9 protein-coding genes are annotated in these 12,242 nt (G+C 44.0%); 6 read left to right on the forward strand and 3 right to left on the reverse strand.

Annotated features, from left to right (window positions below):
- Positions 1–157: 157 nt before the first annotated feature.
- Entirely contained in the window at positions 158–2,131 is a 1,974-nt protein-coding gene (locus tag HMO_RS0104140; RefSeq protein ID WP_139016822.1) for a hypothetical protein, read from the reverse strand.
- Positions 2,132–2,659: 528 nt separating this feature from the next.
- Between HMO_RS0104140 and rodA the strand changes: the two genes are divergently transcribed.
- The 4 genes from rodA to pnp all read left to right on the forward strand — a co-directional run bounded on the left by rodA (position 2,660) and on the right by pnp (position 7,288).
- On the forward strand, positions 2,660–3,772 hold the full coding sequence (gene rodA / locus HMO_RS0104150; RefSeq protein ID WP_010299002.1) for a rod shape-determining protein RodA: 1,113 nt from the start codon (positions 2,660–2,662) through the stop codon (positions 3,770–3,772).
- Positions 3,772–4,638 carry a tRNA pseudouridine(55) synthase TruB gene (truB, locus tag HMO_RS0104155; protein WP_010299004.1) on the forward strand — a complete coding sequence of 289 codons (867 nt, stop codon included), beginning with the start codon at positions 3,772–3,774 and terminating at the stop codon, positions 4,636–4,638. Before rodA ends, truB begins: the two co-directional genes overlap by 1 nt.
- Positions 4,639–4,654: 16 nt before the next feature.
- Positions 4,655–4,924, forward strand: a complete 270-nt coding sequence (gene rpsO, locus HMO_RS0104160; protein ID WP_010299006.1) for a 30S ribosomal protein S15 — start codon at positions 4,655–4,657, stop codon at positions 4,922–4,924.
- Between the two features lie 234 nt (positions 4,925–5,158).
- Complete coding sequence (gene pnp / locus HMO_RS0104165) at positions 5,159–7,288, forward strand: polyribonucleotide nucleotidyltransferase (protein WP_010299008.1); 2,130 nt, start codon at positions 5,159–5,161, stop codon at positions 7,286–7,288.
- A 257-nt stretch (positions 7,289–7,545) separates the two neighbouring features.
- Here pnp and fumC read toward each other — a convergent pair whose 3' ends face one another.
- Positions 7,546–8,943, reverse strand: coding sequence for a class II fumarate hydratase (gene fumC, locus HMO_RS0104170; protein ID WP_010299010.1), 1,398 nt, complete (start codon positions 8,941–8,943; stop codon positions 7,546–7,548).
- Positions 8,944–9,236: 293 nt separating this feature from the next.
- Here fumC and HMO_RS0104175 point away from each other — a divergent pair, with 293 nt between their 5' ends.
- Both HMO_RS0104175 and HMO_RS0104180 read left to right on the forward strand, forming a co-directional pair.
- Positions 9,237–9,827 carry a hypothetical protein gene (locus HMO_RS0104175; protein ID WP_139016823.1) on the forward strand — a complete coding sequence of 197 codons (591 nt, stop codon included), beginning with the start codon at positions 9,237–9,239 and terminating at the stop codon, positions 9,825–9,827.
- A 375-nt stretch (positions 9,828–10,202) separates the two neighbouring features.
- Positions 10,203–11,381, forward strand: coding sequence for a hypothetical protein (locus tag HMO_RS0104180; RefSeq protein ID WP_010299016.1), 1,179 nt, complete (start codon positions 10,203–10,205; stop codon positions 11,379–11,381).
- Positions 11,382–11,672: 291 nt separating this feature from the next.
- Here HMO_RS0104180 and HMO_RS0104185 read toward each other — a convergent pair whose 3' ends face one another.
- Positions 11,673–12,221 carry a hypothetical protein gene (locus HMO_RS0104185; RefSeq protein ID WP_139016824.1) on the reverse strand — a complete coding sequence of 183 codons (549 nt, stop codon included), beginning with the start codon at positions 12,219–12,221 and terminating at the stop codon, positions 11,673–11,675.
- Positions 12,222–12,242 lie beyond the last annotated feature (21 nt).

The following is a 12,242-nucleotide window of genomic DNA, read 5'->3' on the forward strand; positions in this document are numbered from 1 at the left end:
ACTAATTATATAGCAGCATTAACTCATAATTCTTGCAATCTCGCATAGCGATCCAGAACAGTCTTTGTTAATCTTCCTGGGCCAATGGTCTAATAGAAAAGCCAGTTCTCCCATAGAGGACTGGCTGTTAAAGTATGAGCAGGCTAACCGAGCTCGCTTATGACGCCTGGCCGCCAGTCATTCGGGCCCTAATTCCAAGAGCGTGCAATTTTTTTCGTGCTGCTAAAATTTGCTCTCGCAGATAAAGGGGGGCGTATTTCTTTTCCCACGTCGGAAGAGTCAACGCGCCACCAAACTCATTAAAGATTGTCAAAACCTCATTTCCTCGCATGACATGGATAGCAGGAGGTAAGGTAAGTTTGCGATGGTTGCTACCTATAGGTTTATAAATACATCCCATAGCCTCGAAGTAGGCTTGGAGCTGTTCGCGCGTAAACCGCCATGTGGCTTGCTCTATTTCTTGGTCAACTTTAAGAGGAAGACCAGTAAGGGAGTAAAGTTCGCTGAGCTTTAAATCAGAAGAATTAAGCAACCGCTGAAGTTCAAATTCTTGAGCCTCAACTCTGTTGAGAGACTCTGATACTGAAGCTTCTTTCTCCGCAGAGTCTCTACGCTCCTTTTCAGAGATTTCAGGGTGGCTCTCTTGCTCAGCTCTAGCCATTTCAGCTTCCTCATGCCGCTTCTGCTTTGCCAGTTTTGCTTCCTGCTTTGAAGGCGTTCCTTCAACTGCAAAGGTTGTAACCTGGGATTCTTTTCCTTCCTTTACAGACTTTGAAGCAGGTGAGGGAAGAGCTTTCTTGGCTGAGGCTGATTGGGTCTCCGGTAAGCTGCTCTCCTTTTTGCTTTCAGCGATAAGCTCAACTTTCTTTTTGTGCGCACGTTGCTTGGCTGCTTTCTTCTTATCTTTAATATGCTGTACTTTAGCTTCGAACTCTTTTTCTAAGGATAACCAAGGTGCCGGTTCACCCTGTAAGTTTTTTACTCCTGCATAGACAAGCTTTGCAAGGTAAAGATGCTTGCCGTTGTCTTTCGTAAGACGCAGCAAGACTTTTGCTCTGTGCTCTGCTCCCTTTAAATCAGCTGCTCTGATAAATGAGATAATATAGCGCTCAAGATCTTGAAGAGCATTTTCATCATTGTGAATCAGCTTTCTGTAATACTCATAAACTTTTTCTAGATTATCCTGTGAAGAAATCTTTAAGTGCTGTGCTACAGCCTCTTCAATATTCTTTACTTTTTCGATAATTTTTGTTTCTTCTAATTTTTGAAGTTCAACAAGAAGCTGCTGACGTTTTTCTAAAAAAGTGGTTTGAAATGAGGAAACAAGCTGATCTGCAAGCCGATATTTATCAAGAATTTCTTCTTCAGCTTTAACAGCTTTAAGTTCTTGTAAGCGTTTTCCCCCTTTATAAATATACTTCTTACTTGCTGATAAGTCTTTCTCTGCCATTGCAATTAGTTTATGCGCTTGGGAATAGAGTTCAGGGTTAGTTTTAAGTTCATTGCGTAAGCTTCTGGCTTGAGATAAAAGCTTATCTTGCGGTAGCTGTGAGGACTTTGAGAACAGTAGGGGCAAAAGCTGAACCTGATTACAATAAGCTCGAAGAAGACCGAATTTTATATGGGGAATCACCGATTCGATTTCTGCGAATAGGCCATGATTAACAAAACTTAGGCTTTCTACTGCAATTAAGCTATCCTTAAAAGCGTTAACCGGCATTTTCAGTAATGCTATACGGTCAGAAGACTCGCTTAATATGCTGATTAAGCAATTATAAGCATTGCCTAACATTTGATTTAAAACGACGCGATGAAATAGCATTCGGTGATGACAGCTTTCTACTTTCGAGCGAACGCCTTCAAAATTCTGAAAGTAAGCATGAATAGAATCGATCACCTTCTTATAATAAATTTGTGAAATTGCCGGCGCCTCCGTAGCTTCTCTGCTGGAAGCTATTTCCATTAAAGAGCTAGCAAGAGCAAAGGTGCGACTATATAGGTATACTTCAAAGTCTGACAGAATTATTGGTGCAAATTTTATAGGGGGATCAATCTGCGCTACTTGAGCAACCTTCTCCATATCCTTTGTTGTAGTAGCGAACTTAAGAAGACTTTCGCCGTAAATAGACATTTCCTGAGCAGAAGAAAAAAGGCCGGTGGCGTTAAAGTGTCTTGTTGATATGCCTCTTGTCCTCCCTGCCAATCCATTGCTGTACCCGAGGCGAAGTATAGGCCAGAACTGTGTATAAGAAGAGAAAGAAGTAACTGCTTGCAAATTTTCATGGGTAGGTATCCTTTCATAATATTTTTTTATATATAAGTCTTATGTGTTTATGCATTCTCTATATTTCAATAGTGGTACTGTGTTAATAGAGCTCTTTCACTTAACTTTAGAAGGTCAAAATAAGTGAGTAAAGTAGAGAGTTCTTGACGACATCACGTCGGGGTTCTCTTGTAAGAGAAGCTACAATAGCTCGCTAGAGGTTTTGTATTTCCTGATAAAATTGGCTTAAGCGCCCCTAATTAATAGCGTAGCCTTATTCGAGATATGAATGCATTCTGGAAAATAATCTTAAATACTTAAGCGCAATCATTAAAACTATCATCTCATAATAAATGACTATTTCATTACCCTTCAAACTCATGTTAAGTTCAAACCATGTTTTCATTATATTCAATTTTAGGGCGTTTAAGCGCCCTTAATAAGTTTCCCATTTTAATCATCACCTTAATTGCATCGGTGGGATTTGCCATGCTTTACTCAGCTGCTGATGGCAGCTTTTCGCCGTGGGCCTATAAGCAGATGATCCGCTTTGTGGTTGGGATGGGGATTATGTTAGCCGTCGCCTGCACTGACATACGGTTCTGGATGTCAATGTCTTATCCGATTTATCTCCTCTGTTTATTGTTACTAATTGGTGTCGAAGCTATGGGATTTGTCGGAATGGGGGCTCAACGCTGGATTGACCTTTATGTGATCCAGCTTCAGCCTTCAGAGTTAATGAAAATTGCTCTCATTTTAGCACTTGCCCGCTATTTTCATCTGACGTCTCTTGAAGATACATTTAAATTTAGAAACTTACTTGTGCCTATTGGGTTGATTTTAATGCCAACCGTTCTGGTGATGCGCCAGCCTGACTTAGGAACAGCCATGATTCTGATCATGTCAGGTGCCGTGGTGTTTTTTACAGCCGGGGTTAGAATCTGGAAATTCTTGCTGGCAGGCGGCGCTGCCTTGGCGGCCATTCCCATATTCTGGAGCATGCTGCATGAATATCAACGTAAACGGGTGCTGATTTTTCTAGATCCAGAAAGTGATCCAATGAAATCTGGGTACCACGTCACTCAGTCAAAGATTGCTTTAGGGTCAGGCGGCTGGTTTGGCCAGGGGTTTATGAAAGGCAGTCAAAGCCATTTAAGCTTTCTCCCTGAGAAACAGACAGACTTTATCTTTACCATGCTTAGTGAAGAGTTTGGCTTTATTGGGGGGCTTGGTCTGGTGTTTTTGTTTACACTGCTTCTCAGTTATGGCTTTCGCGTGGCCATTAATAGCCGGCTCCATTACGGCCGCCTGGTGGCTATTGGCATTAATTCGACCTTTTTCCTGTATGCCTTTATCAACATGTCGATGGTAATGGGGATGTTACCAGTGGTGGGAGTGCCGCTGCCTTTGGTTTCTTATGGAGGTACGGCTCTGTTAACCTTGTTGATGGGACAAGGATTGATCTTCTCAGCAAGCCTTTACAATGAAGCAAGAACGGGAAGATTTTAATGGTACACGGATGGATTATACTGGATAAGCCCGAAGGGATGACGTCAACCCGAGCGGGTAGTATTATTAAGCGCGTACTGAAACAAAAGAAGCTAGGGCATGCCGGCACCTTAGATCCTTTTGCAACCGGAGTCTTGCCGTTAGCTTTGGGGGAGGCGACCAAGGTTATGCCGTATATGGTGGCGGACCAAAAAGAATATGAATTTGAGCTCACCTTTGGTGAAGAGCGGGACTCGGGCGATCGCGACGGCACCATTGTGGCTACCTCTAGCGAGCGCCCGACTGCCGAACAACTACAGTCAGTACTACCCATGTTCATGGGCAAGATCTCTCAAACTCCTCCCATTTATTCAGCCTTGCGTATCGCAGGGGAACGGGCGTATGAGTTGGCGCGTCGCGGTGACATTCCTAAAATTCCCGTCCGTCAGGTGATAATTAATGCTTTAGAGTTGTTACATTTTTCCCCAGAGTCAGCACAGTTGCGGGTTGCCTGTGGGCCGGGCACTTACGTGCGCTCGCTGGGACAAGATTTAGCCCGTGCCGTGGGAACCCTGGGATATCTCAGTCAACTGCGACGGACCCGGGTTGGAAAATTTTCATTGCAAGATACAATAAATCTCGATACTTTGAGAAGTAACGTTCAGCAAGAAGCTGAACTGAGTTATCTGCTGCCAATTAGGGCCGTACTGGACGACATCCCGGCGGTTCCTGTATCGGCGCAGCAAAAGGCCTATCTGCAGCAAGGGCGATCAATAACCTATTCGGGATATTACGGAAAAGTTATGGCTCTTTGTGATGATAGCGAAGTTGCTTTATGTGAGGCCGATGGCCAGCAGCTTCAGCCGACAAGGGTTTTCAATTTATAAAATAAGGAAGATAAAGATGTCGATTACAGCAGAGCGCAAGCAAGAGCTCATTAAAGAATTTGGTGTTAAAGCAAATGACACGGGTTCTCCTGAAGTCCAAGTTGCCATTCTAACAGAGCGGATTCGCAATCTTACAGGTCATATGTCTGATCATAAGAAGGATTTCCATTCACGTCGTGGCTTGTTGATTATGGTCGGACAACGTCGTCGCCTTCTTGATTATGTTAAAAAGAAAGATGAGCAACGCTATCAAAATCTTATTGCACGGTTAGGTCTACGCCGCTAATGGTTCAGTCCAATCACATTTATCTGCAATATTTAAGCGTCCAGCGCTTTATGCTGCAAGTAATTAAAGTGTAATTGTAAAAGGGCGGGGAGTTCTGATTAGAAGGAACTCCCCGCTGTTGTTTAATTAAGGGTAGATACAGGGAACGCAGCGATAGCGAGCAAGATAAAAGGCTCTCTCTCCCTACGTTTCCGCAACGTAATCTGCCAACTCTTTAAAAAGGAAACAAAATATATGTCAGAGTTTTTCAAAATTAGTCGCGAAGAAATTGACTTCGCTGGTCGCAAACTAGTCCTGGAAACAGGCCGAATTGCACGTCAAGCCGATGGTGCTGTTGTTGCGAGTTATGGTGATACCTCGGTATTATGTACCGTGGTTGCCTCCCGCAAAGTTGCTGCCGGTCAAAGTTTCTTTCCCTTGTCGGTTCATTATCTAGAAAAGACCTTTGCGGTTGGTCGGATTCCGGGTGGCTTTAATAAGCGCGAAGGTAAGCCAACAGAAAAAGAAGTTTTAAACTCGCGCTTGATTGACCGGCCTCTGCGCCCTCTCTTCCCAGAAGGATTCTTTAACGAAGTTCAGGTTGTTTGTACGGTTCTCAGTCATGATCTGATTAACGATCCCGCAATTCCAGCGATGATTGGAGCCTCTGCCGCTCTCGCTCTGTCAGGATTGCCCTTTTTAGGTCCAATTGCTGGAGCGTCAGTCGGTTATGTAGATGGGGCATATGTGCTGAATCCTACCCCAGAGCAAGCTGCTGCTTCTAAATTAGACTTGTTTGTTGCCGGAACAGCAGAAGGGGTGCTGATGGTCGAATCCGAGGCTAAAGAGCTCCCTGAAGAAGTCATGCTAGGAGCGGTAGATTTTGGTCATGCGGCTTTCCAGCCCATCATTAAAGCCATTAAAAGCCTCAAGAAAAAAGCTGGCAAGAAAGACTGGACAGTCACCGGCCTTGGTGAAGACTACCAAGATCTTTACAAGAAGATTAAAAAAACCATTGAGAAAGACTTAAAGAAAGCTTACAGCATTACTACAAAGGCAGAGCGCTACGCTGCAGTTGATGCGGCTTACGAGAAGGTACTTGAAAAAGTTGGGGTTTTGGAAGGGCAAGAACTTAACTTTGATATGGCTTTTGAAGCTTTGAAATCAGAAGTGGTCCGCGCTGATATTCTCGGGCAGGGTAAGCGCGTTGATGGCCGCGATTTAAAAACAGTGCGTCCCATTGACGTGCAAGTGGGCGTTTTGCCACGTACCCATGGTAGTACTCTATTTACCCGCGGTGAGACACAAGCCCTTGTAGTTTCTACGCTGGGAACTGCCCAAGATGAGCAAATGATTGATGCCTTAGAGGGAGAATACCGGGAACGCTTTATGCTACATTACAATTTCCCGCCCTTCTCAGTGAATGAAACTGGACGCATGTCAGGCCCCGGCCGCCGCGAAATTGGTCACGGTAAACTGGCTTGGCGGGCAATCCGGCCCTTACTGCCAACTAAGGACCAATTCCCTTATACGGTGCGTACGGTTGCAGAAATCACGGAATCCAACGGCTCCTCTTCGATGGCTACCGTTTGTGGTACTTCCTTATCCTTGATGGATGCGGGTGTGCCACTGCCGCGTTCGGTGGCAGGTATTGCCATGGGACTGGTCAAAGAGGGTAAGAAATTCGCCGTATTAACAGATATCCTTGGTGATGAAGACCATCTCGGCGATATGGACTTTAAGGTGGCTGGAACTGAAGTTGGTATAACTGCGCTCCAGATGGACATCAAGATTACCAGTATCACGTCAGAGATTATGAAGGCTGCCTTAGAGCAAGCTAAAGACGGTCGCTTACATATCCTCGGCGAGATGGCAAAAGCTCTCTCTAGTTCTCGCCAATCGGTGAGTGAGCATGCCCCGCAAATGACTTCTATGCCGATTAATCGTGATAAAATCCGCGATATTATCGGACCAGGTGGGAAAACCATCCGTGAAATTTGTGAGGTATCAGGGGCACGGATCGATATTGATGATGAAGGTGTTGTTAATATTTCCGGCTTTGATAGCAAGTCGATTGAAACAGCAAAATCAATGATTCGCAATATTGCCTGTGATCCGGTCGTCGGTGAAATCTATACGGGTAAAGTTGTTAAGGTTATGGATTTTGGCGCCTTTGTTAACTTTATGGGTAACCGTGATGGACTGGTTCATATTAGTGAATTAGCAACTGAACGGGTTGCCAAGGTGACCGATGTGGTGCAAGTAGGTGACGAAGTTAAAGTTAAAGTTGTAGGCTTTGATGATCGTGGCAAAGTTAAGTTAAGCATAAAAGCCTTGCAAGCAACCAAAAACTCTACTCAGGATAGCAACGCTGCCGAAGCTTAATGCACCATTGACTTCTAATTTGATCAGAAGGGCGGCCTTAGTTGGCTGCCTTTTTTATTGATTAATACTTAATAGGACAGCTTTGTTGCCTCTTTAAAGAAAACTGCCGAAAGGGATGACTCGGATCGGCTAATTCTAGTCCTTAATAAGGGCGAGTGAAGATAGGTAAGCTAATCAAGGTGACTGTTGATGAAGGCGAGGGGAAAGACCTCTCAGCAGCGAGTCGGCAGTGAGAGGTTTTCATCGGTCAGGGTTGCTTAACGGGTCGCGCAGCTGTCATTGCCAAGCATGTTCTGGGGAACAACATGCTTAGAAAACTCTTCTCTATTAAGCAGCCCTAATGCTTCTGCTGCATCGGCCAAAGTTATATCGTCCCGTAAAGCCTTTTTGGCTACCTTGGCGGCATTATCATAACCAATCACTGGGTTTAAAGCAGTTACCAGCATCAATGAGTTATCAAGATTTTGTTGCAGTTTAGCTGGGTTTGCTTTAATCCCTTGCAAGCACTTTTCCACAAAGCTATCACAGCTATCTGCCAACAGATTAAGCGAATGCAAGATGTTAGCCGCAATCACTGGCTTATAAACATTCAGCTCAAAATTGCCTTGGCTCCCGGCCATGCTAACAGCTACATGGTTGCCCATAACTTGACAGCAGACCATGGTCATTGCTTCAGCTTGGGTCGGGTTAACTTTGCCAGGCATAATAGACGAGCCAGGCTCATTTTCAGGGAGTTCAATCTCTCCCAGTCCACAGCGTGGGCCAGAGCCAAGCCAACGGATATCATTGGCAATCTTCATGCAGCTGGCAGCTAACACATTTAAAGCACCTGAAAAGGCAACGAGAGCATCATGGCAAGCTAAGGCCTCAAATTTATTCTTAGCTGTGTAAAAGGGAAGTCCAGTAAATTTGGCAACATTTTCTGCAAAAGCTTCAGCAAAGCCAGGCGGGCAGTTGATGCCCGTGCCGACAGCAGTGCCTCCTTGGGCCAATCCATAAACACTTTTCAATGCATATTCTATACGGTCGATATTGGCCTCAATTTGAGCAGCATATCCTGAAAATTCCTGCCCTAAAGTCACAGGGGTAGCATCTTGAAGATGAGTCCGGCCAACTTTAATTAGGGAAGAGAATTCATGAGATTTTGCAGCTAAGGCCTTATGAAATTTGCGTAAGGCCGGTAATAATTTCTGGTGCGCCTCTGAGGCGACGGCAATGTGCATAACAGTGGGAAAAGTATCATTGGACGATTGACCGTAATTAACATGATCATTAGGGTGAACAGGCTTTTTCTGGCCGATCGGATATCCAAGAATTTCACAGGCGCGGTTAGCAATAACCTCGTTGGCATTCATGTTGGATTGGGTGCCTGAGCCTGTTTGCCAAACGACCAGAGGAAAATGATTATCCCATTTGCCATGGACAACCTCTTCGGCAGCCTGAATAATGGCATCGGTGATTTCTATATTTAAGGTTCCTAACTGCTTATTGGCCATTGCGGCGCAGTATTTTTGGATGCCCAGACCGCGAATAATCCCCAGAGGCATACGTTGATTGCCGATCCGAAAATTTTGCCGTGATCTTTCGGTTTGAGCTCCCCAATACTTCCCTTCTGGAATGGTAACTTCACCCATAGAATCGGTTTCTGTGCGCATTTTTGCCCCCTGAATAAAAATACTTCAATTTTATTGTCCCGTAATCATTCAAAAAAGACAATCAAACGGTGTTATACTTTAGGGTACAATTGGAATCCTTTAAAAAAACTTAAGGAAAAACTCGCATTTCGCAAGGGAGGGGTTGTTAACTATTTTTTAGCATGTCGGACTTAGGAAGGGGCCCTTTAAAAATAAAATATAGCTGCATCATCCTTCCTAATTTGCCTCAGATTGACAAAACATTAATAATTTTAACTTATAACAAGGAGGTAAATATTTTTGTGGAGAAAGAAATGGAAAGGCTGTTGTCAATTTTATCTTTGTATGCGGGCGTGCAAGCAGATGATAATTTAGAAACTCCCAAGAAGATTTACTTGTGTCCTCCAGCCGCGGTAGTCGCCCAAGCTCAGAGTGCAGCTAGGTACCAACCTGGCGCGCTTTCTTTTATTTACGCTGGTATTATTTTCACGTTCAAGGGGGAAAATATGCCCTATTTAGCCACTAAACTAAGGTGGGCTGAAGGTAAAATATTGAAAGATGGCTTTGAGCTTTTATGCATTTATACGCTTGGGAGTGACAACGCCTATATAACTTTCTCGGGGCGCATTAGTTTGGCAGCTTATCCTGCCGCCAATCAATGTAAAATGGATAATTTGAACACAGCCCCACAGGAATTCTCCCTCCCTAAGCTTTTATCTTGTGAAAATGATCCCCACAATTGTGCCGTCGTGTGCCCGCCTTTGCAACCAGCCTCTCTGGTGGATCAAGCCGGTAAGTTTGTCCAAAGCCATCAATCCGCTTTAGGATCTTCGGCAGAATTGCGCAAGCGTTTGCCCAGCGACCTACATCAGAGAGCCGGGATACAGAGCGCTGGTATTCAATAGTGACCGCTTCCTTGTTAAAGGTAGGCATTAATCATAGGGTGCTATTGCCTTCCTAGTTAATCAATTTAACCTCAGGAACTGAGGCTGGTCGCTTAAGTTGGGGGGTGAACTCGCTTTATCATTGGTTGGTAGTCTGGTAGGTGGATGGCCAGAGAATAGACTAAATCCCTTTAGCTTAGACAATCTTTAGATTCTAGGAGAGCTTATTCCTGTGAAAGATAACGAGAGTAAAACCGTCTTATTCTTTTAAAAAACTAAATTTATTTATTAACTTTATTTCCTTCATAAGTAAATATTTCTTGAAAAGTATTGGATTTATTCCTATTTAAATTTTAATGGAAATTTTTTTATTAAATAAGTTTTTAAGAGTATATAATGAATAATATAAGTAAAATTACTAGTGTTTTAGTGTTAACAACACTTCTTAATTCTTCTACTTTAGGCAGTGAGATAGGTAGTGAGATAGGCAGTGCTGAGGCAGGTGCAGAGCAGATTCTTCTCCATGCGACTGAGGAATTCTCGAAAAAGAGTCTGGATGATCCGCGTCAGTTGAGAGCATTTGTGCAAGAAATATTTGATGATAATAATATTTTGTCCTCTAGCGCCCTTGCCAGAGAAGTCTATAAATTGATGCAAGCTCAGCAGCCTCCTGCTCGGTCGGCTTTGCCTAGCATGCAGGCTCCGGTGCCACAAAGAAATTACAGGCCTGTTCCGACAGGTGCAGCTTCTCAATCTATCAATCCTTTTCTCAGTGAACTAAGCGCGCGGTTACACGCCCGCTCCCAAACAGGACGAGTTAATCCAAACGTTCAACTAGAAATGGAAGAGCAATCTTACCGCTTAGCCAAAAAGCTTGCGGCCGAAGAACAAAAGCAGCTGCAAATGTTTAAAGATGAACAGCTGGCAAGAAGTTTAGCGGACATGACGCTCCATCCTCGAGAAGATATAAGTAACGATTTCGCTGTTGCGGCTGCGCTTGCTCAAACGATGGTAGAAGAGATAGCTTTTGGCAGCGGCGGCGGCGGCGAATATAGTATTCCAGCTCTAAAAGTCCCCTTGTCGTCACGCGATCAACAAATTCTAAATCAAGCTGTAGCCGCTGTTCAGGAATTAAAAATGGATTTAGATGTTCACGGGATGACACGTACTTTTGCCCGTAACCATTACCCAGCTATGCGTGAACTGGAGCAGAAATATCTGGGAATTACTTCTCATAGAACCATTGGGCTAGAAGGAATAATTAGTCAGATAAATAAATTTCTGGATAAAAATGAGGGGCTGGCTCCTTATAAAGTGGCAATAGCTAGTATCCTAAGCAAAATTCGCATTTATTGGCAAACTCCTATAGATGGAGAGACGGGGGTAAACCTGCAGGAGCTTTTTTCCAATACATTTCTGGTTGCAGAAAGGTATGGTGATGCTGCCCTGACTATTCTTAGCATAATATTAGCGGATAATCTTAATACGAATGGGGGCTGCCATCCTGGGGTAGCTGGAAGGTTAGCTTATCTTTATTTCTTGTTTGTTAATGCAGGACTTAATGACAAAAAATAGTAGCTCAACGAGAGTTAACTGTGTTGTACCCCGCAAAGATGGTTGCTTGACTAGATTTTTAGGACAACCGACCACCAATTTGTCATTTAAGCAATGATAATCTTATGAGGACAACCGCCAGGTTGTCCACTGCTGCTCCCAAACGCTCGAGGAGATTCAAACGTTAAGTTTGCTAGAAGCCATCGGTGGGCTTTAGGATCTTGGCAAGAATTGCATGACCGTTTACCTTTGACAGGTATCAAAGAGCTAGTTGTTAGTCGGGACGGTCCTCTTGACAAAGGCATGCGTTAATTATTGGTTGCTAACCCATTCACCGTTGACCATTTTAGCGTTAATGAGGGAAGATATGGCCCCCAGCTGGGTTTGAGCTCGCTTTAATGCTGTTTGTGCGCTTTCTTGTTCTTTAACAACCACAGTATATTGTAAAGCGACCGAATCAATGGGGCCTGCATAGACGCGCAGATAGATAACTTCCTTGCGGCCATCGCTCGTATAGGTCAATGCTGCCTCGGCTATGTCATATAGATCATACTTATGCGTACTAAGCTTCTGAATGACTGACGCTCCAGCTTTGAGACATAGCCTTTGACTTAGAAGGCTCACATAGTTCGCAGCTTGAATCTGTTGCCCCATATAGGGCGATACAGTCAAGATTTGAGACCACTTGAACGGATCCTCGTCTTTAGGAATAAATTCTAGTAGAGTGGAAGGTTGGCTCATGCTTTGTAGTGGCTTAAAACCCTTAGGAACTTTTAAGGAAAGGGTGACTTGCTTGGCTTGAGGATCATGCATATGCAAGTGGTTGATCGGTAAGAGCATTGCAGATTGGTTGTTATCCATAACGGACTTTGAATCTTGCTG

Source organism: Candidatus Odyssella thessalonicensis L13 (assembly GCF_000190415.1).
Taxonomy (GTDB): domain Bacteria; phylum Pseudomonadota; class Alphaproteobacteria; order Paracaedibacterales; family Paracaedibacteraceae; genus Paracaedibacter; species Paracaedibacter thessalonicensis.